Source organism: Primorskyibacter flagellatus (assembly GCF_048268605.1).
Lineage (GTDB): Bacteria > Pseudomonadota > Alphaproteobacteria > Rhodobacterales > Rhodobacteraceae > Primorskyibacter > Primorskyibacter flagellatus.
This window is the reverse complement of record NZ_JBLWVF010000004.1, coordinates 149429-170322: the sequence shown is the minus strand read 5'-3', so window position 1 is coordinate 170322 and position 20894 is coordinate 149429. Positions and strand designations below refer to the sequence as shown.

Genomic DNA, 20894 nt, shown 5'->3' with positions numbered 1-20894 from the left:
TTTGCATATGCGCCCATCCCTGACAGCGACCCTTGTCGCTGCCCTGCTCGCCACTCCGGTTGTTGCCGACACTTGGCAAGACACGCTGGACGCCGCCCGTGGCCAGACCGTCTATTGGAACGCCTGGGGCGGGGATGAGCGGACCAACGCCTTTATCGCCTGGGTGGGCGAGCAGACATCGGCGCGTCAAGGCGTCTCTGTCCGGCAGGTCAAGCTGACCGATACGGCAGAGGCCGTCACCCGCGTGATCTCGGAAAAGGCGGCCGGGCAGGATCAGGGCGGATCGGTCGACATGATCTGGATAAACGGGCCGAATTTTCTGGCGATGAAGGAACAAGGCTTGCTGCACGGGCCTTTCGTGGCCGACCTGCCGAATGCGCAATACCTTGACCTGTCGCCCACGTCGGCCAATTCGGTCGATTTCACCACGCCCGTCGATGGCATGGAAAGCCCGTGGCGGTTGGCTAAATTCGTGTTCAACTATGATAGCGCGCGGGTTGATACGCCGCCCGCGAGCATGGCGGCATTTGTCGATTGGGCGGCGGACCATCCCGGCCGGTTCACCCATCCCGATCCGTCGAATTTCATGGGCGGCACGTTTCTCAAGCAGGCGCTGATCGAACTGACGCCCGACGCCTCGGTGCTGCAACAGCCCGCGACGGATGCCAATTACGACGCGGCCACGGCGCCGCTGTGGGAGTGGTATGACGCGTTGCGGCCCAACCTTTGGCGCAAGGGCGCGGCATTCCCGGAAAACCAGTCCATCCAGCAACAGTTGATGAATGACGGCGAGATCGACATGGCGATGTCCTTTGACCCCTCCTCGACCGCCGGTGCCATTGCCGAAGGGCTGCTGCCAGAAACCGCCCGCGTTTTCGTGCCCGAAGGCGGAACGATCGGCAATGTCAGCTTTGTCGCCATCCCCTATAATGCGGCCAACCGCGAAGGTGCGATGGTCGTCGCCAACTTCCTGCTGGACCCCGAAACGCAGGCGCATATGCAGAATATCGAGGTTCTGGGCTCTTACGCCGTCCTCGACCCGGCCAAGCTGAACGACGACGCACAAGCCAAATTTGATGCCCTGCCGACGGCACCTGCCTTGCCCGATCTGGCCTCGCTGGGACCAACCCTTCTGGAACCCCATGCCAGTTGGATGGACCGTCTGACCGCCGACTGGGCGAAGCGCTACACACGGTGAGACCCCGCGACGGCAGAGGGCTGCGCGTCGCCGTTCTGGCGGTGCTTGTGCTCGGCCTTCTGGGGCCGATTGCGGCGGGGCTGGGACAAACGGGCCGTGCCGCCTTTGGCGTGATGCCGGTGCTTGGCGCGGTTGATCCGGGTCTGGGGCCGTGGCGCGACTTGTCTGCCATTCCGGGCCTGTGGACCTCGGTGAAACTGACGCTGTGGACCGGGCTGGCGGCAACATTGCTGTCACTGATGCTGGCCGTGGGCTTCTGCGCCGTCGCACACGAGCGCATGTCCAACTCTGCCGCCGCGCGCTGGCTGACACCGTTTCTGGCGGCACCGCATGCCGCGATGGCCATCGGGCTGGCCTTCGTCCTGTCGCCCTCTGGCTGGATCGCACGTCTGCTGGCGCCCCTTACGGGATGGGACAGCCCGCCGGATCTGGCCATTGTGAACGACCCGTGGGGCATCGCGCTGATCCTTGGCCTGATGGTCAAGGAGGTGCCGTTTCTACTGCTCGTGATGCTGTCGGCGCTGACCCAGATCCCGTTACGGCAGAATATGGCTGCGGGGCGGATGCTGGGCTACGGGCGCGGGCTGGTGTGGATGAAAATTATCGCCCCGCAGGTCTGGCCCCTCATTCGCCTGCCGGTGATGGTCGTGTTGGCTTATGCGCTGTCGACCGTCGATATGGGGCTGATCCTTGGGCCGTCCAACCCGCCGGTGCTGGCGGTGCTGCTGACACGGCTGTTTTCCGATCCGGAGATTGCGCGCATCCTGCCCGCCTCTGCCGGGGCGCTGATGCAGGGGCTGCTGGTCGCTGCGGCGTTCGCCCTGCTGTGGCTGGGCGAGCGGACCATGCGTCGGCTGGGCCTGTGGTGGGTGCGCGGCGGTGGGCGGGGCAGCTCTGCCGAACCGCTGCTTCGGGCGGCCACCGCGCTGGTCATGGCACTGTTCGCAACCGGCACGCTGGCGATGCTGTCGCTGGTGATCTGGTCGCTGGCCTGGCGCTGGTCCTGGCCTGCCGCCCTGCCACAAAGCTGGTCGCTGAAGGCCTGGGGCAGCCCCGGCGCTGGCTGGGCGCATGCGCTTGGCAACACGCTGCTTCTGGCCGCTGCGACCACCGCCATTTCGCTGACCCTCGCCATCGCATGGCTGGAGGGCGAGGACCGCGCCCGGCGTGGCCGCGCCGCCTGGGCCGAGGCGCTGATCTACCTGCCGCTTCTGGTGCCGCAGATTGCCTTTCTCTACGGGCTGAACATCCTGTTTCTGCGGTTGGGAATCAGCGGCGGCCACATCGCGGTGATCTGGGCGCAGGCGCTGTTTGTCTTTCCCTATGTGATGATCACCCTGTCCGACCCGTGGCGCGCGTTGGATCCGCGGCTGACCCGCGCTGCCGCATCGCTTGGCGCGGGGCCGTGGCGGCGACTATTCGCAGTGAAACTGCCGGTGCTGGCGATGCCGATCCTGACGGCGGCCGCCATCGGCACGGCCGTGTCCGTCGCGCAATATCTGCCAACGCTCTTCATGGGGGCAGGCCGGGTGGCGACCCTGACGACAGAGGCCGTCACCTTGTCCTCGGGGTCGGACCGGCGCGTGACGGGCGTCTATGCCAGCCTGCAAGCCGGATTGCCGCTGGCCGCCTATGCCGCCGCATTCCTGATCCCCGCGCTTTTGCACCGTAACCGTGCAGCCATGAAAGGAGCCTCGGCATGAGCCTGTGTCTGACCGACCTGACGGTGCGCCTGAAAAAAACGCCGCCGCTTTTCCCGGCGCTGACCCTGTGTATCGAACCGGGCGAGGTTGCCACGGTGATGGGGCCCTCCGGGGTGGGCAAATCGACGTTGCTGGACGCGGTAGCGGGGCTGCTATCACCCACGTTCATCCTGTCGGGACAGATCACCTTGAACGGCATGGACATCAGCCCCCTGCCCGCCGAGGCGCGGCGCATCGGATTGATGTTTCAGGATGCAGTGCTGTTTCCGCATCTCAGCGTCGGCGACAACCTGGCCTTCGGCTTGTCCCGGACCGTCAAAGGGCGGCGGGTGCGGCGTGACACTGTGCAGGAGGCGCTGGCTGACGCGGGCCTGCCTGGCATGTATGACCGTGATCCCGCCAGCCTGTCTGGCGGCCAAAGATCCCGAGCGGCACTGATGCGCACGCTACTGGCAGACCCTGCGGCCCTGCTCCTGGACGAGCCGTTCTCGAAGCTGGACGCAGGACTGCGCGACGAGATGCGCGGTTTTACCTTCACCCATATCCGCAAGCGCGAGATCCCGACACTGATGGTCACCCATGATCCCGAGGATGCCGAAGCCACGAATGGCCCGATCATCACACTGAGCGAGGCGGAAACGTCGCGCTAATCCGCTGCGTACCAGCCCCGGCCCTTCAGTGTTTAGGTGTGGCTTGGGCCAGTTCCGGTGCCAGAATCGCGGCATCAATTCCGCGCTTCTCAGCGCTGGCGCGCACGGCATCCTGCAAGGCCTTGCTGCGTTTCAAAAGTCGCCGAAACCGGGTTTCGTCCAGCGCAAGGATGGTCGAGGGTGCCATTACCCGAACCTCGACGCGGCGCGGCCGCTGCATCAGAACCGCCATCTGCCCGAACATCTCGCCACGCCCCAAACGCCAGGTCTGGCCGGCGCTTTCCAGTTCTACCGCGCCGGACGAAATGAAAAACACGCTTTTGGCCGGGCTGTCCTTGGTCACGACAATGTCGCCCGCATTGGCATAATGGGTCCGAAGTGCCCGTCCCAACCGTTTCAGCGCGGCCTTGTCCAGATCCTCGAACAGCGGGAATTGCTGCACCAGCTCCGACCGTTGAAGCGCGATATCAAGCCGGGGTCGTTCTTCGGCCTTGGCCCGGCGCGCGGCGACATCCTGCATCAACGAGGTGTAAACCTCTGCCCCGATCAGGGCGTCCTCACGCATCAAGGTATATTCGCGTTCCTCCAGACGCAGCGCGGTGCGGCGGATGAACCGGCGCTCCAGTTCTTCGGCATAGCCGGGATATTGCAGCCGAAGGCCCTCCAGAGCGGCCTCGACGTTTTCGATCCGGCGGCTGAGCAGCTCGTGCAGCAGTTCCGCGACCCGGCGACCATGGATGCGGCGGATGCGCCCGTCAATAAAGCCCCCCAGATCGCGCAGGATCAGCCTTTGTGACAGCAGCAGTTCGAACCGGTCAGCTGTCAGAGCGCCAAGCGGCCCCGAGAGCCAGAACCGATTGTGCAAAAGAACGGTCGCGCGGAACATGGGACCATAGGTCAAGGTACGATTGGCGGCGCGCCGATACCCGTTGCGCCCGCCGGTTCGCGCACCTTCGATCACCCGGTCGGCGTGGGACAGGACCTGTTCGCTCATCCGGGTCGAAATCGTACGTTCGCGCATGCTTTCAAGGATTGTGTCACGCTCTGCGCCCGCCAGCGCAATCAGGCCCAGCGTGATGCGGTCCCGATCCAGAATTTCACCGCTTTCCTCGGCCGATTTCACCGCATCGTCGAGCCTTTCGCCAAAGATCTTGGCCTCGGACCGAATGATGTCATGCGTCAGCTCGTAATTTTCTGTTGTGCGGGACACATCCTCGCGGACGGTCTGCAAGGCAACGGCGACGACCTGCCGGGACAGAGCCTGATCCAGAGGCGACAACCGGTCAAGGCCCAGCCAGCGGATCACCATGCGCAGCGTCGTACCCTGCACCAACAATGTGAAGAGGGTAAAACCGGTGGCAAGGATCGCCACGACGCGTTTGACCTCGCCGGGGACACGGAAGCTTTCAGTGACGGCGAGCGCCAGCGCCAGGGTCACGGCCCCGCGCAAGCCGCCCCAAAGGATCGCGGCGCGGTAGGGACGCTCGACATTCGGTGATATGCGCAGCGCGGTCAGCAACGGCATAAGCGCGAAAATGATTGCCGCGCGCGCCGCGATCGCCGCCAGGATCACCACGCCCAGAAGCGCGAAATCCGACACGCGGACCTCTTCCAGCATGCGCGGGATCAACAGGGCGGCGAGGATAAAGATCAATGCCCCGGCCCAATGCGCCAGAAGATCCCAGACTTCGCGCAGGTTGACCCAGGATTCGGGCGGCAGCCGACCGGGGCCGGTCAGATTCAGCGTCAACCCAGCCGCGACCACGGCAATCACGCCAGATGCGCCAACGCTTTGTTCTGCCCCGATATAGGCCAGATAGGGCAACGCGACCGAGATCGAAATCTGCGCCAGTTCGTAGCGGGCGAACATCGACATGACCCATACCGCGATCTGCGCCACCACCCAGCCGGTCAGCGCCCCGCCAAAGATCAGCATCGGGAATTGCCCCAATGCAGCAGACAGCGTCGGGTTCGGCACACCCAACATGACGAACCCCATGAACAGGCCGAACAGCGCAATGGCCGCGGCATCGTTCAGCAGGCTTTCGCCCTCGATGATACGGGCCAGCCGACGTGGTGCCGAGATCGACCGGAAGATGCTGACCACCGCCGAGGGGTCTGTGGTTGACACGATGGCACCGATCAACAGACACGCCACCAGCGGGATAGAGCTGACCCAGGCCAGCGCATATCCCACCGACAGTGTCGCCACGACCACGGCCACCACAGCGAGCACGAGTATCGGCACCCAGTCGTCCAGCATCCGGCGCAGGTTCATGCCCAGCGTGGCCTGAAACAACAGGGTGGGCAGGAACACATAAAGGAACACGTTGGACCGGATCGGCAGGTTCAGGATCGCGGCGGATACCGGGTTCAGCGCGTCAATTATATCTGTGCGAAGGAAAAAGATCGCGCCCGCACCGATCATCATGCCCAGCACGGCGAGAATCACGGTGTAGGGCAAACGCAGACGCGCTGCCAACGGCTCTGCCACCCCGATAATGATAAATAACGACGCGATGATCGTGGTGACGATGACGATATCCATGTGGCCGGATAAACTACCTTTCGGATGAATTAAGACGAAACAGGCGCAAGCTAAATTGCGAAATCACAGAGGTTTGTGCAAGCAGGCAGAGCAGGCTTTTGTGCCGAATCCGGCGTCCATTGCACAAGTTTTGCGCGCCAGACCGGTTGTGTTTCCTTCACCGATGGCGCGCGCATCAAGCCCGGATCGACCGGGCAGGTCGTCCGGACGTGTGCGAGCGGTCAGAAAAACGCCTGTATGCCGGTTTGCGCCCGGCCAAGGATCAGCGCGTGAACGTCATGCGTACCCTCGTAGGTGTTCACCGTTTCAAGGTTCTGGGCGTGGCGCATCACCTGATATTCGATCTGGATACCATTGCCGCCATGCATGTCGCGGGCCATGCGCGCAATGTCCAGCGCCTTGCCGCAATTGTTGCGCTTGACGATCGAGATCATCTCGGGCGCGTGGCGACCTTCTTCCATCAATCGTCCGACCCGGAGCGAGGCTTGCAGGCCAAGACTGATCTCGGTCTGCATATCGGCCAGCTTTTTCTGGTAAAGCTGTGTCGCAGCCAGCGGGCGCTTGAACTGCTTGCGGTCCAGCCCGTATTGCAGCGACCGATGCCAGCAATCTTCGGCCGCGCCCATCACGCCCCAGCTGATGCCATAGCGCGCCCGGTTGAGGCAGCCAAACGGCCCGCTCATGCCTTGGGTGTTTGGCAGGATCGCATCCTCGGGCACCTCGACACCGTCCATGACGATCTCGCCGGTGACAGAGGCGCGCAGCGACAGCTTGCCGCCGATCTTGGGCGCGCTCAGCCCCTTCATGCCCTTGTCCAGCACGAATCCCCGCACCTTGCCATCATGCGCGTCGGACTTCGCCCAGACCACGAAGACATCCGCCATCGGCGCGTTCGAGATCCACATCTTGGATCCGTTCAGCACATAGCCGCCATCGGTCTTCTTGGCCCGTGTCTTCATACCGCCGGGGTCCGACCCGGCATCGGGTTCCGTCAGCCCGAAACAACCGATCCATTCGCCAGAGGCCAGCTTGGGCAGATACTTCTTGCGCTGTTCCTCGCTGCCATAGGCATGGATCGGGTACATCACCAACGACGACTGCACCGACATCATCGAGCGGTAGCCGGAATCCACCCGCTCGATTTCCCGCGCGACGACGCCGTAGCTGACATAGCCCGCACCCAGACCGCCATATTCCTCCGGCACGGTAATGCCCAAAAGCCCCGCCGCGCCCATATCGCGGAAGATGTCGGGATCGGCGACCTCATTCAGGTACGCATCCGTCACACGCGGCGCCAGCTTGTCGGCGGCGAAGGCTGCGGCGGCCTCGCGGATCATCCGCTCGTCCTCGGTCAGTTGATCGTCGAGCAGGAACGGATCCGCCCAGACAAAGGACTGGCCATCGGCCTTTTTCGCGCCTGCTGGCATCTGATTTGCGTCGTCGGGCATCTGGGCCCCTCCCCAATTTGTCTGCTGCGGTGTCTATCAACCCAAAGTCGTCGAGTCGCACTATTTCATCATCCTTTGCACCGGCGGTCCAGCGGACGGGCAACTCCGCAAGGGCGGGGCCTCGAAATAAGCGACGACCATGACCTTGGCGTGCAGCCGAGGCGGATGACCTTGTCGAGAACTTCTAATGACACGCGGATTGCGCAAAGCCCTTGCAGACTCGGGGCGAGCGGCGTATATGCCCCTCAACAGCGGCGCGTTCGGGTCCTGATCCGAAAGCACCACCGGGATTTCCGAACGGGCCGCGCGCCCGTTTTTTTGTGTCTGGAACGCCGATACGCATGTCTGATCTGATCGCCAAAGCCGCCATGGACAAACGCCTGGCCGAAATCGTGACCCCTGTCATCGAGGACATGGGATTCGAGTTGGTGCGTATCCGTCTGATGGGCGGCAACACGCCCACGTTGCAAATCATGGCCGAACGTCCCGCGGGCGGCATTGAAGTCAACGAATGCGCGGATATTTCCACCGCAGTCAGCGCAATACTGGATGTGGAGGACCCGATCCTTGATGGCTACACGCTGGAAGTTTCCAGCCCCGGCATCGACCGGCCGCTGACCCGGATCAAGGATTTCGACACATATGAGGGCTACGAAGCCAAGATCGAGACCACCGAGCTGATCGACGGACGCCGCCGCTTCAAGGGAGAGCTGGCAGGCGTCGAGGGATCGGAAGTGTTGATCAATATCGCCGAGGGTACTGTGGGGCTGCAATTCGACTGGTTGTCGGAAGCCAAGCTGGTGCTGACGGATGATCTGATCAAGGAAATGCTGAAAGCCCGCAAGGCGTCGGCCGTGAACGAAGACGAGTTTGACACTATCGAGGCGGAAACGCCCGAAGAGGAGACATAATAAATGGCAATCACCTCTGCCAACCAGCTTGAGCTTTTGCAAACCGCCGAAGCGGTCGCACGCGAAAAGATGATCGACCCCGGTCTGGTCGTCGAGGCGATGGAAGAATCCCTCGCCCGTGCCGCCAAGAGCCGCTACGGTGCCGAAATGGACATCCGCGTCCATATCGACCGCAAGACCGGGCGTGCGCAATTCACCCGCGTCCGAACCGTGGTCGAGGAAGAAGAGCTGGAAAACTATCAGGCAGAGATGACTGTCGATCAGGCCAAGCAATATATGGCGGACCCTGCCATCGGCGACACCTTCGTCGAGGAAGTCCCGCCGGTGGAAATGGGCCGGATCGCCGCGCAATCGGCCAAGCAGGTGATCCTTCAAAAGGTCCGCGAAGCAGAGCGTGACCGCCAATACGAAGAATTCAAGGACCGCGCAGGCACGATCATCAACGGTCAGGTCAAGCGTGAGGAATACGGCAACGTCATTGTCGATGTGGGTCGTGGCGAAGCAATCCTGCGCCGCAATGAAAAGATCGGCCGCGAAAGCTATCGCCCGAACGACCGCATCCGCTGCTACATCAAGGATGTGCGCCGCGAAGTCCGTGGACCGCAGATCTTCCTGTCGCGCACCGACCCGCAATTCATGGCGGAGCTGTTCAAGATGGAAGTGCCGGAAATCTACGACGGCATCATCGAGATCAAGGCCGTGGCCCGTGACCCCGGTTCGCGCGCCAAGATCGCCGTGATCAGCTATGACGGCTCGATCGACCCAGTCGGTGCCTGCGTTGGTATGCGCGGCAGCCGCGTGCAAGCCGTCGTGAACGAGCTTCAGGGCGAAAAGATCGACATCATCCCGTGGAACGAGGACATCCCGACCTTCCTGGTGAACGCGCTGCAACCCGCCGAAGTGTCCAAGGTCGTGTTCGACGAGGATGCAGAGCGCATCGAGGTTGTCGTGCCTGACGAACAGCTGTCGCTGGCCATCGGCCGTCGCGGCCAGAACGTGCGCCTTGCCAGCCAGCTGACCGGTCTTGATATCGACATCATGACCGAGGAAGAGGAATCCGCGCGCCGCCAGAAAGAGTTCGAGGAACGCACAAAGCTGTTCATGGACGCGCTGGACCTGGACGAATTCTTTGCCCAACTGCTGGTCGCCGAAGGCTTCACCAACCTCGAAGAAGTGGCCTATGTCGAACAGGATGAGCTGCTGGTCATCGACGGGGTCGATGCCGACACCGCGCTGGAACTTCAGACCCGCGCCCGTGAAAACCTCGAAGCGCAGGCCCGCAAGGCGCTGGAAACAGCACGCGAACTGGGCGCCGAGGACAGCCTTATTGACTTTGAGGGCCTCACACCCCAAATGGTAGAGGCATTGGCGAAGGACGGCGTGAAGACGCTGGAAGACTTTGCAACCTGCGCCGATTGGGAACTGGCAGGCGGCTGGACCACCGACAATGGCGAACGCGTCAAGGATGACGGCCTTCTGGAACCCTTCGATATGTCGCTGGAAGAGGCGCAGACCCTCGTGATGACAGCCCGTGTTCTGCTTGGCTGGGTCGATCCGTCGGAATTGGACCCGAAAGTCGATGAGGACGAAGCTGCCGAGGACGACACGGACGCTACTGAGGAAACTGGCGCTTAAGGCGCCGGGAACTGGGGCCGGGCATGACTCGCGGCGGACGCCAAAAGGACCATGACGATGGTCCGGAACGTAAATGTATCGTCACGGGCGAAGCACAGCCCGCGTCGGGGCTGATACGTTTCGTGATCGGACCGGATAATCAGGTGGTCCCCGACATTCTGGGGCGCCTTCCGGGTCGCGGTATCTATGTGTCCGCGGACATGGCGGCGATCAAGAAGGCTGCGGCCAAGGGGTTGTTTTCGCGTGCCGCAAAGCAGCCGGTTCAGGTGCCCGAAGATCTGGCCGAACTGGTCGACAAATTACTGGCGCGGCGGGTCGTTGATCTTATCAGCCTCGCGCGAAAGTCCGGAGACGCTGTCACCGGGTATGAAAAGGTGAAGGACTGGCTGTCAAAAGAAGAGGCCGAAGTCCTTATTCAGGCCAGCGACGGGTCCGAGCGCGGAAAGTCCAAGCTCAGCACGCCGCACTATGGCAATTTTATCGGTTGGCTCACCTCTGAAGAGTTGGGCTTGGCCTTTGGGCGACAAACTGTGATACATGGCGCGCTTGGCGCTGGTGGACTCACCAAACGTGTTGTAGAGGAAGCCCAACGACTGAAGGGCATGCGCATCGGCGCATCCGATGCAGATCGCGGCGGCAGGGGCCGTCGGAAAGGATAAGAGAACTTCATGAGCGATAGCGACGGTAAAAAGACTTTGGGTTTGCGCGGTGGTCCCCGGTCCGGGAATGTGAAGCAGAGCTTCAGCCATGGGCGGACCAAGAACGTCGTGGTTGAGACCAAGCGCAAGCGCGTTGTGGTCCCCAAGCCCGGTGCGTCCAAGCCCGCGGGCGGCGGTGCCACGTCAGGCAACAAGGGCCCACGCCCCGCCGGGATTTCCGATGCGGAAATGGATCGCCGCCTGAAAGCCGTTCAGGCCGCACGGGCGCGCGAGGTTGAAGAGGCCGCGAAGCGCGAGGCTGATGAGAAGGCCCGCGCCGAAGAGCGCGAGCGCATGCGCGCCGAAAAAGAACAGAAAGAGCGCGAACAGCGCGAAGCCGAGGAAAAGGCCCGCCAGAAGGCGGAGGACGAAGAGCGTCGCGCCCGCGACGCCGCCGCAGCCGCTTCCAAGGCCGCCGAGGAACCCGCCGCGCCGAAGGCCGACGCTGGCGCACGCACACCGCGGCCCACAGGTGGCCCGGCAGCCCCCTCGCCTGCCCGCAAGAAAGGTCGTGAAGACGACGATCGTTCCAATCGCAACAAGAACCGCGATGATGGCCGCCGGTCTGGCAAGCTGACGCTGAACCAGGCCCTGTCTGGCGAAGGCGGTCGGCAAAAATCCATGGCCGCGATGAAGCGCAAGCAGGAACGTGCCCGCCAGAAGGCAATGGGCGGTCCGGTCGTGCGCGAAAAGATCGTGCGCAATGTCAATCTGCCCGAGGCAATCTCGGTCGGCGAATTGGCCAACCGCATGGCCGAACGGACGGCTGATGTGGTCAAGGCGCTGATGCAGAACGGCATCATGGCGACCCAGAATCAAAGCATTGATGCCGATACCGCGGAACTGATCATCGAAGAATTCGGCCACAAGGTAACCCGCGTGTCCGATTCCGATGTCGAGCAGGTCATCGAACAGGTCGACGACAAGCCCGAAGATCTCAAACCGCGTCCCCCGGTCATCACTATCATGGGCCATGTCGACCACGGCAAGACCTCTCTGCTGGACGCAATCCGTGACGCCAAGGTTGTCGCGGGCGAGGCTGGCGGCATTACGCAGCATATCGGTGCCTACCAGGTGACGACGGATAGCGGCACTGTGCTCAGCTTCCTCGACACGCCGGGCCACGCCGCATTTACATCCATGCGGTCGCGTGGTGCGCAGGTCACGGATATTGTGGTGCTGGTTGTGGCTGCCGATGATGCGGTGATGCCGCAGACAATCGAGGCCATCAACCATGCCAAGGCGGCAAACGTGCCGATGATCGTTGCGATCAACAAGATCGACAAGCCTGCCGCAGATCCGAACAAGGTCCGGACGGACCTGCTTCAGCATGAGGTCGTCGTCGAGAAGATGTCCGGTGACGTGCAGGACGTCGAGGTTTCGGCCAAGACGGGCAAGGGTCTGGACGAATTGCTGGAGGCCATCGCGCTTCAGTCCGAGATCCTCGACATCAAGGCCAACCCCGATCGCGCCGCCCAAGGTGCCGTGATCGAGGCCCAGCTGGATGTGGGTCGCGGCCCGGTTGCCACCGTCCTCATTCAGAACGGCACATTGCGCCAGGGCGATATCTTCGTCGTGGGCGAGCAATACGGCAAGGTTCGTGCGCTGATCAACGACAAGGGCGAACGCGTTACCGAAGCCGGCCCTTCGGTTCCGGTCGAGGTTCTTGGCCTCAACGGCACACCCGAGGCAGGCGACGTGCTGAACGTCACCTCGACCGAGGCGCAGGCCCGCGAAATCGCCGAGTATCGTGCAAGTGCCGCGAAGGAAAAGCGCGCCGCAGCCGGTGCCGCGACGACGCTGGAACAGCTGATGGCCAAGGCCAAGGACGACGAGAATGTCAGCGAGCTACCGATTCTGCTCAAGGCTGACGTGCAAGGCTCTGCCGAAGCGATCTTTCAGGCGATGGAAAAGATCGGCAATGACGAAGTGCGCGTACGCGTGCTGCATTACGGTGTCGGCGCGATCACAGAAACCGATGTCGGGCTGGCCGAAGCATCCGGGGCCCCGATCATGGGCTTCAACGTGCGTGCCAATGCCACTGCCCGCAACACCGCCAACCAGAAGGGTGTGGAGATCCGTTACTATTCGGTGATCTACGATCTTGTGGATGACGTGAAAGCGGCGGCCTCTGGTCTGCTGTCCAACGAGATCCGCGAACGCTTTATCGGCTATGCCAAGATCAAGGAAGTCTTCAAGGTTACCGGCGTCGGCAAAGTTGCAGGCTGTCTGGTCACCGAAGGCATCGCTCGCCGCTCTGCCGGTGTGCGCCTGCTGCGCGACGACGTGGTGATCCACGAAGGCACGCTGAAGACGCTCAAGCGCTTCAAGGACGAAGTCGCCGAAGTGATTTCCGGTCAGGAATGCGGTATGGCCTTCGAAAACTACGACGATATTCGTCCTGACGATGTCATCGAGATTTTCGAGCGCGAAGAGGTCGAGCGCAAGCTCGACTGACTTCGGACCGGATAGGAAATTGGAAAAGGGGAGGCAGATTGCCTCCCCTTTTTTGTATAAGCCAAGTCATCTGTCAGCCGAGTGGTGCCGACAATTCGGGCTGCGTATTATACAGGAATTCCTGTGAATACCTGATCGCCGACCCGCACAGCGATGCGTCCGTCAGGCAATGTGTTTTCGACTGTGCCCTGTACCGAGACGCAGCTTCCAACGACAATCGTTCTTAACATGTCAGTTCCTTCCCGATTTCAACGACATATAGAAAGTACGAAGCAATGGTTAATGAACTAGAAACAAGTTTTAGCGATTTGAAGGTATTTGAACAGCCCTGTCCAGATTTTCGGGAGCAAGCTGACCGAACGGCAGATAATCGCCTATAAAAAGTCGCGCAGCATAGCGATCAACGGGATATCTGCCGGAGGCATCGGATAGTCGCGCATCTCTATCGGCCGCACCCATTTGAGGGTCTGACCCTCCTGCGCACGCGCAATGCCCTGCCATTTTCGGCAAGCAAACAGCGGCATGAGAAGGTGAAAATCATCATAGCTGTGGCTGGCGAAGGTCAGCGGCGCAAGGCAGCTTTCCCAAGTGTCGATCCCCAACTCTTCCTGAAGCTCGCGAATCAATGCCGCTTCGGGGGTCTCTCCGGGTTCGACCTTGCCGCCGGGAAACTCCCAAAGACCTGCCATCGGCTTGCCTTCGGGCCGTTGTGCCAGCAGGACGCGCCCGTCCGGGTCAATCAATGCGACGGCGGAGACAAGAATGGTTTTCATCGACGTCCTTGTGGTGAAGGCAGGGCCAGGGGCCAGCCCCTGGAACCCCGGAGTATTTTCGCCAAGAAGAAGCTTAAGAGCGATAATCCGCGTTGATCGAGATATAGCCGTGGGTCAGATCGCAGGTCCAGACTGTCGCCGCGCCTTGGCCGAGTCCCAGTCCGACATTGATCGAGATTTCGGACTGTTTCATAATCGCCGCGCCTTGGTCTTCGCGGTAATCGGGCGAAACCCAACCGTTTTCCGCCACCAGAACATCGCCGAATCGAATGGTCAGCAGGTCGCGATCGGCCGCGGCACCGGATTTTCCGATGGCCATGACAATGCGGCCCCAGTTGGGATCTTCGCCGGCAATGGCGGTTTTCACCAGCGGCGAATTGGCGATTGCCAATGCATGGGTGCGCGCATCGGCATCCGATTCGGCCCCTGTCACGTTGATCTCGACGAATTTCGTGGCACCCTCGCCGTCGCGCACAACCTGATGCGCAAGGTCCAGCATGACCTTGTGCAGCGCGGCGCGGAATGCGTCATCGCCGGGCTCTACCTGCACGCCCGATGCGCCGGTCGCGGCCATCAGCAGCGTGTCGGAGGTCGACGTGTCGCTGTCGACGGTGATGCAGTTGAACGTGGCATCGCTGATCTCGGATACCATCTGTTGCAGGGCGTCGAAACCGATCTGTGCATCGGTGAAGATATAGACCAGCATCGTCGCCATATCCGGCGCGATCATGCCGGAGCCTTTGGCGATGCCCGCGATCTGTACGCGCCCGCCCGGCAAATCAACCGAAGCGGCGCTGCCTTTGGGAAACGTGTCCGTCGTCATGATGGCGCGCGCCGCGTCTGCGATGCCATCCGGAGACAGGGAGGCCGTCAGCTCATCAAGTTTGGCGGTGATACGGTCGTGGCGCAACGGTTCGCCGATCACCCCGGTGGATGAACTGAACACGCGGGCATCCGGCAAGTCCAGCACATCGGCCACCGCAGAGGTCACGGCTTGCGTTGCCTCGACGCCGTTGCGACCGGTGAAGGCGTTGGAATTGCCAGAGTTCACGATGATCGCCGCGCCGGGCGACTGATCCCCGCCCAGCTTGTCCTGACAATCCAGGACCGGGGCCGACCGGGTGGCTGACCGGGTGAAGACGCCCGCGACCGTACTGCCCGGCACAAGCCGCGCCAGCATCACATCCGTCCGGCCAGCGTAACGAACGCCGGCCTCTGCGACGGCGAATTCCACGCCGCCGATCACCGGAAGTTGAGGAAATGCCGCCGGTGCGAGCGGGGAAACCGCGAGCGTCTTCGCCATGAATCAGTCCTCTAGCAGGGAGAGGTCGTTGAGTGCCTCTGTGTCGAGTTCTGCCTTGTCGGTGCGGGTGATCTCTGCCGCGTCGACCAGTTCAGCAATCTTTGCCTCGACAGCAGCGCGCTGGATCGTGCCCGACAGCTCTTCGCGCACGGCATCCAGTTCAGGAGCGCTTTTTGTGCGGGTCTCGATCAGCTTGATGACATGCCAGCCGAATTGGGTTTGAACCGGATCGGAGATTGTCCCGTTTTCCATACCCTCAACTGCCGCTTGGAAAGGTTCAACCATCATCCCTGCGCTGAACCAGCCAAGCTCACCACCATTCGGGCCTGAAGGTCCGGTGGAGTTTTCGCGGGCAAGCTCTGCAAAATCGGCACCGCCATTCAGCTCTTCCACAAGGGCTGCGGCTTCTTCTTCGGTTTCGACCAGAATATGCGCCGCGTTGAACTCGTCGCCCATTTCGGCACCGACATATTTGGCGTCATATGCGGATTGCAACGCCTCATCTGTCACCGCATCCGTTGCGGCCATCTCGATCACTTCGCTGGCCAGAAGGGTGCGGCGTTCATTATCAAGCGCAATTTTCACGCGCCGGGTTTCCGTGGCGTCATCTGATTGGGCAAGCGTTTCCTGCTGCACCAATTGTTCGAGAATGCCGTCGAACAGTGCATCCGCAGGCATCTGCTGATACTGTTCGGGCAGCGTGGCACGGACCATGATCATGTGGCCAAGCGTGATCTCGGTGCCATTCACCGTGGCGACGACCGTATCGGCGCTGGGGGTGTCCTGGGCCTGCAAAGGCATCCCCATCATGCAGATCAGCGCAATAGTCGACAATTTGGTGAGGTGTTTTGGCATTGATTCGTCCTTCCTGGGCGTATGCGCCCTTGGGCGGCGTTGACACTTTTCCGACCGACCCTTACATCGCCGAGGGGCTATTGCCAGACCGGTCATTCACCCGACTCATATGGGGTGTGTGCGAGGCGGGCAAGCAGGATGCCACACACGATGGCGTCAGAAAGCGACGGAGAGACCATGCTCGGATTCGGAAAACTCGCGCGGAAGGTGTTCGGAACGCCGAATGACCGCCAGATCAAGGCGACACGCCCGCTTGTCGAAAAGATCACTGCGCTGGAGCCGGATTTCGAAAAACTGTCCGACGAGGGCCTGATCGAGAAAACCGCAGAGCTGCGTAAACGGCTGGCGGACGGTGCCAAGCTGGACGATCTGCTGCCGGAAGCCTTTGCCAACTGCCGCGAAGGTGCCAGGCGTGCCTTGGGCCTGCGGGCCTTTGACGTTCAGTTGATGGGCGGTATTTTCCTGCATCAAGGCAATATCGCGGAAATGAAAACCGGCGAGGGCAAGACGTTGGTTGCGACCTTCCCGGCCTATCTGAACGCGCTGTCGGGCAAGGGCGTGCATATCGTCACCGTGAACGACTATCTTGCACGGCGCGATGCCGACTGGATGAGCAAGGTCTATGCGGCCGTCGGCATGACCACCGGTGTTGTCTATCCCCAGCAGCCCGAGGACGAAAAGCGCGCGGCCTATGCCTGCGACATCACCTACGCCACCAATAACGAGCTTGGCTTCGACTATCTGCGCGACAACATGAAGTCAGAGCTTAGCCAGATGAACCAGCAGGAACACAATTTCGCGATTGTGGACGAGGTTGACAGCATCCTGATCGACGAGGCGCGCACCCCGCTGATCATCTCGGGTCCGGCACAGGACCGGTCCGAGCTTTACGTCAGCATCGACCGGCTGATTCCCGATCTGACCGACGAACATTTCACCATTGATGAGAAAACCCGCAACGTGACCTTCACCGATGAGGGCAACGAATTTCTCGAAAAGCATTTGCTGGCCCGCGGTATCCTGCCCGAAGGGCAATCGCTGTATGATCCGGAAAGCACGACCATCGTGCATCACGTCAACCAGGGTCTGCGCGCGCATAAACTGTTCCAGAAGGACAAGGATTATATCGTTCGCGACGGCGATGTTGTGCTGATCGACGAGTTCACCGGGCGTATGATGTCCGGACGCCGCCTGTCAGAAGGTCTGCATCAGGCAATCGAGGCCAAGGAAGGCTGCAAGATCCAGCCCGAGAACGTGACGTTGGCCAGCGTGACCTTCCAGAACTACTTCCGCCTTTACAACAAGCTTGCGGGCATGACCGGGACGGCGACCACCGAGGCCGAGGAATTTGCCGAAATCTACGGGCTGGGCGTGGTCGAGGTTCCGACCAACCAGCCGATTGCGCGGATTGACGAAGACGACAAGGTTTTCCGCACCGCGCGCGAGAAATACGACGCCATCGTCGAAGAGATCAAGCTGGCGCATGAAAAGGGCCAGCCGGTGCTTGTCGGCACGACCTCGATCGAAAAATCCGAGATGCTGTCGCAACTGCTGACCACGGCGGGCCTGACGCACAACGTGTTGAACGCACGCCAGCACGAGCAGGAGGCGCAGATCGTCGCCGATGCAGGCAAGCTGGGCGCGGTGACCATCGCCACGAACATGGCGGGCCGCGGGACCGACATCAAGCTGGGTGGAAACCTCGATTTCAAGGTGATGGAAGCCATCGCCGCTGATCCCGACGCCAATCCCGACGAGGTACGCGCCCGCATCGAGGCCGATCACGCCGCCGATGAACCTGCGGTCAAGGAGGCCGGCGGACTTTTCGTTCTGGCAACCGAACGCCACGAAAGCCGCCGCATTGATAACCAGCTGCGCGGTCGGTCTGGCCGTCAGGGCGATCCCGGACGATCCTCGTTCTTCCTGTCGCTTGAGGACGATCTGATGCGGATCTTCGGGTCCGAACGGTTGGAAAAAGTGCTGTCCACCCTTGGCATGAAAGAAGGCGAGGCGATCGTGCATCCTTGGGTGAACAAATCGCTGGAACGCGCACAGGCCAAGGTCGAAGGCCGCAACTTTGATATTCGCAAACAATTGCTGAAATTCGACGATGTGATGAACGACCAGCGCAAGGTGATCTTCAGCCAGCGCCGCGAGATCATGGAAACCGAAGACCTGTCGGAGATCACGCAGGACATGCGCGAACAGGTGATCGACGACCTCGTGACCCAATATATTCCGCCCAAGACCTATGCCGATCAGTGGGACATGCAGGGGCTTTATGCTGCCGTGATTGCAGAGCTTAACCTCGATGTGCCGGTGATTGGTTGGGGCGAAGAGGAAGGCGTGGACGACGAGGTGATCCGCGAGCGACTGGAAGAAGCTGCTGAAAAGAGCATGGCCGAAAAGACCGAGGCCTTTGGCGAAGACACCATGCGCCAGATCGAAAAGCAGATCCTGTTGCAAACCATCGACGGCAAGTGGCGCGAGCATCTTCTGACGCTGGAACATCTGCGTTCGGTCGTGGGGTTCCGCGGCTATGCGCAACGTGACCCGTTGAATGAATACAAGACCGAGGCCTTCCAGCTTTTCGAATCGATGCTTGATAGCCTGCGCGCCGAGGTGACGCAGAAGCTGGGCCAAGTCCGCCCGATGTCCGAGGAAGAGCAGAAGGCGATGGCCCAGCAGATCGCCGCGCAACAGGCAATGATACAGAGTCAGGCCGAAGCTGCCGCCGCTGCATCCGCACCGCAGCCTGACAGCGCGCCTGACGCGCAGGATGGCACAGCCGCCATATCAGGGTTCGACGAGGCCAACCCCGAAACATGGGGCAATCCGGGCCGCAACGATCCCTGCCCCTGCGGGTCGGGAAGCAAGTTCAAGCATTGCCACGGAAAACTGACCTGAAAGGCTTGCGGTGCGGCGGGTTTAGCTACAACAGACCCTCCGCCCGGAAGCTGAGTTCTTGTGACTTTCCGACGATCAAGTGGTCATGCAGCGTCAGCCCCAATGCATCGGCGGCAGCCTGAATCTGTCTTGTCATGTCGATATCCGATTGCGACGGCGTCGGATCCCCGGACGGGTGGTTGTGGACAAGAATTAACGCGCTGGCATTCAATTCTAGTGCGCGCTTGACCACCTCGCGCGGGTAGACCGGCACATGATCGACTGTGCCCTGCGCCTGCGCCTCGTCCGCCACCAGCACGTTCTTGCGATCCAGAAAAAGCACCCGAAACTGTTCTGTCTCGCGATGCGCCATCGTTGTGTGGCAATAGTCCAGAAGCGCATCCCAACTTGACACGACATGGCGCTGGATCACACGCGCCCGTGACAAGCGATGCGCTGCGGCCTCGACGATCTTCAATTCCTGCACTACGGCGGGGCCTACGCCTTTCACCTCCTCCAGCCGCGCGGCGGGTGCCGAAACAACCCGGTTGAAATCGCCGAAACCGTCGATCAACTGCCGCGCAAGAGGTTTGACATCCTGTCGTGGAATGGCGCGAAACAACACCAGTTCCAACAGTTCGTAATCCGGCATCGCATCCGCACCGCCTGCCATGAACCTGTCGCGCAGCCGCTTGCGATGGTCAGCCAGATAGGATGGCACCTTGCCTCCGGAGCGGATGGCAACCGGTTCGGTCTCATCCGAAAAGAAGATCGGAAGCGGCGGTTCAGAGAAGTTCTGGCGATGTGTCATAGATGGACCATGCCGGAAAGACCGTAAGCAAACCGTTAACCACCGACAGGCGGGCAGCACGGTCTGATGCCGTCACAGCGCGCCGCCACGAGGTTGAAAACTGGTGATTTCGCGCTGCACTTGCCCTTGCACCTCCGGTCAGTCTAGACCGGGTTGACGCGAACACGGGACGGACTCATGACATTCGAAACAATCATTCTGCTGGTCGTCAGCGGATTTGCCGCTGGCGTGCTGAACGCCGTTGCCGGCGGTGGTACGTTCATTACCTTCCCTGCGCTGGTTTTTACGGGGGTTCCGCCGATCGCAGCCAATGCGACGGCAACCGTGGCTGCCCTGCCCGGCTACATCGCCAGCGCTTATGCCTATCGTAGCAACATTGCTAAAGAAGGCGTTCTGAAGATCCGTACTATCCTGTTGATCGCACTGGCCGGCGGACTCGTGGGTGCCGTCCTGCTTATGATCACCCCGGCAGAGCTGTTCTCGGGCCTTGTACCGTGGCTGCTGCTGGTCGCGACGGTCCTGTTCGCAGTCGGCCCATGGTTGGTCAAACGCCTGCAAAAGGCAGGGATTGGCGCGGCGGGTCCGGCGCTTTCGATCTTTGCCTTCGGCGTCGTCAGCACTTATGGCGGCTATTTCAACGGGGGTCTCGGGATCATCCTGCTCGCGACGATGGGGTTGATCGGCTTTACCAATCTGGATGGAATGAACGGGCTGAAGAACCTGATGTCGGCGGTAATTTCGGTAATTTCTGCGGGAGTTCTGGCGCTGGCCGGTCTGATCTGGTGGCCACAGGCGCTGGTGATGGCGGTGGCAACCACGGCGGGTGGTTTCTTTGGCGGCTGGGCCGCGCAACGAATCACCAACAAGGCGCTGTTGCGCGCAGGCATTGTGATGGTTGGCCTGATAATGACCGTCATTTTCTTCATGCGGCAGTAATCGCAGCGCGGCTTTTATCGCGGAAAGCTGCTTCTGCGATGATTTCCGACACATAAAAAGGACCGGGGAATGCCCGGTCCTT

Annotated in this window: 15 protein-coding genes; 9 read left to right on the top strand and 6 right to left on the bottom strand. The window is 61.3% G+C overall.

Going from position 1 to position 20894, the window contains the following annotated elements:
• Positions 1-7 precede the first annotated feature (7 nt).
• From ACN0WV_RS07170 to ACN0WV_RS07160, 3 genes are read left to right on the top strand one after another with little or no spacing between them, the layout of a single operon-like run.
• Positions 8-1198 carry an ABC transporter substrate-binding protein gene (locus ACN0WV_RS07170; RefSeq protein WP_417604663.1) on the top strand — a complete coding sequence of 397 codons (1191 nt, stop codon included), beginning with the start codon at positions 8-10 and terminating at the stop codon, positions 1196-1198.
• Positions 1195-2901, top strand: a complete 1707-nt coding sequence (locus tag ACN0WV_RS07165) for an ABC transporter permease (RefSeq protein ID WP_417604661.1) — start codon at positions 1195-1197, stop codon at positions 2899-2901. Before ACN0WV_RS07170 ends, ACN0WV_RS07165 begins: the two co-directional genes overlap by 4 nt.
• Entirely contained in the window at positions 2898-3551 is a 654-nt protein-coding gene (locus ACN0WV_RS07160; RefSeq protein ID WP_417604659.1) for an ATP-binding cassette domain-containing protein, read from the top strand. The genes ACN0WV_RS07165 and ACN0WV_RS07160 overlap by 4 nt, the downstream gene beginning before the upstream one ends.
• Before the next feature lie 25 nt (positions 3552-3576).
• Here ACN0WV_RS07160 and ACN0WV_RS07155 read toward each other — a convergent pair whose 3' ends face one another.
• Both ACN0WV_RS07155 and ACN0WV_RS07150 read right to left on the bottom strand, forming a co-directional pair.
• Positions 3577-6099 (bottom strand): cation:proton antiporter, encoded by a 2523-nt coding sequence (locus tag ACN0WV_RS07155; protein ID WP_417604658.1) that lies wholly within the window; start codon positions 6097-6099, stop codon positions 3577-3579.
• Between the two features lie 221 nt (positions 6100-6320).
• Complete coding sequence (locus tag ACN0WV_RS07150) at positions 6321-7547, bottom strand: acyl-CoA dehydrogenase (RefSeq protein ID WP_417604656.1); 1227 nt, start codon at positions 7545-7547, stop codon at positions 6321-6323.
• 341 nt (positions 7548-7888) lie between these two features.
• On the opposite strand from ACN0WV_RS07150, the gene rimP reads away from it, so the two are divergent.
• Genes rimP through infB form a run of 4 tightly spaced genes read left to right on the top strand, consistent with a single transcriptional unit; the run spans position 7889 to position 13248 of the window.
• Complete coding sequence (gene rimP, locus ACN0WV_RS07145) at positions 7889-8458, top strand: ribosome maturation factor RimP (protein WP_084351315.1); 570 nt, start codon at positions 7889-7891, stop codon at positions 8456-8458.
• Positions 8459-8461: 3 nt separating this feature from the next.
• Positions 8462-10093 carry a transcription termination factor NusA gene (gene nusA / locus ACN0WV_RS07140; protein WP_417604653.1) on the top strand — a complete coding sequence of 544 codons (1632 nt, stop codon included), beginning with the start codon at positions 8462-8464 and terminating at the stop codon, positions 10091-10093.
• A 23-nt stretch (positions 10094-10116) separates the two neighbouring features.
• Positions 10117-10752, top strand: a complete 636-nt coding sequence (locus tag ACN0WV_RS07135) for an RNA-binding protein (protein ID WP_417604651.1) — start codon at positions 10117-10119, stop codon at positions 10750-10752.
• Positions 10753-10761: 9 nt separating this feature from the next.
• Positions 10762-13248 (top strand): translation initiation factor IF-2, encoded by a 2487-nt coding sequence (gene infB / locus ACN0WV_RS07130; protein WP_417604649.1) that lies wholly within the window; start codon positions 10762-10764, stop codon positions 13246-13248.
• Between the two features lie 374 nt (positions 13249-13622).
• On the opposite strand, the gene ACN0WV_RS07125 is transcribed toward infB, so the two are convergent.
• From ACN0WV_RS07125 to ACN0WV_RS07115, 3 genes are all read right to left on the bottom strand, one after another.
• Complete coding sequence (locus ACN0WV_RS07125; RefSeq protein WP_084351307.1) at positions 13623-14021, bottom strand: (deoxy)nucleoside triphosphate pyrophosphohydrolase; 399 nt, start codon at positions 14019-14021, stop codon at positions 13623-13625.
• Between the two features lie 73 nt (positions 14022-14094).
• Positions 14095-15324, bottom strand: coding sequence for a bifunctional glutamate N-acetyltransferase/amino-acid acetyltransferase ArgJ (gene argJ / locus ACN0WV_RS07120; protein ID WP_084351304.1), 1230 nt, complete (start codon positions 15322-15324; stop codon positions 14095-14097).
• 3 nt (positions 15325-15327) lie between these two features.
• On the bottom strand, positions 15328-16179 hold the full coding sequence (locus tag ACN0WV_RS07115; RefSeq protein WP_084351302.1) for a peptidylprolyl isomerase: 852 nt from the start codon (positions 16177-16179) through the stop codon (positions 15328-15330).
• Between the two features lie 177 nt (positions 16180-16356).
• Between ACN0WV_RS07115 and secA the strand changes: the two genes are divergently transcribed.
• Positions 16357-19086: a preprotein translocase subunit SecA gene (gene secA, locus ACN0WV_RS07110; protein WP_417604647.1), complete on the top strand. Its 2730-nt coding sequence runs from the start codon at positions 16357-16359 to the stop codon at positions 19084-19086.
• A gap of 25 nt (positions 19087-19111) precedes the next feature.
• On the opposite strand, the gene radC is transcribed toward secA, so the two are convergent.
• Positions 19112-19876 carry a RadC family protein gene (gene radC, locus ACN0WV_RS07105; protein WP_417604645.1) on the bottom strand — a complete coding sequence of 255 codons (765 nt, stop codon included), beginning with the start codon at positions 19874-19876 and terminating at the stop codon, positions 19112-19114.
• 177 nt (positions 19877-20053) lie between these two features.
• On the opposite strand from radC, the gene ACN0WV_RS07100 reads away from it, so the two are divergent.
• Positions 20054-20812 carry a sulfite exporter TauE/SafE family protein gene (locus ACN0WV_RS07100; protein ID WP_417604643.1) on the top strand — a complete coding sequence of 253 codons (759 nt, stop codon included), beginning with the start codon at positions 20054-20056 and terminating at the stop codon, positions 20810-20812.
• Positions 20813-20894: the final 82 nt, after the last annotated feature.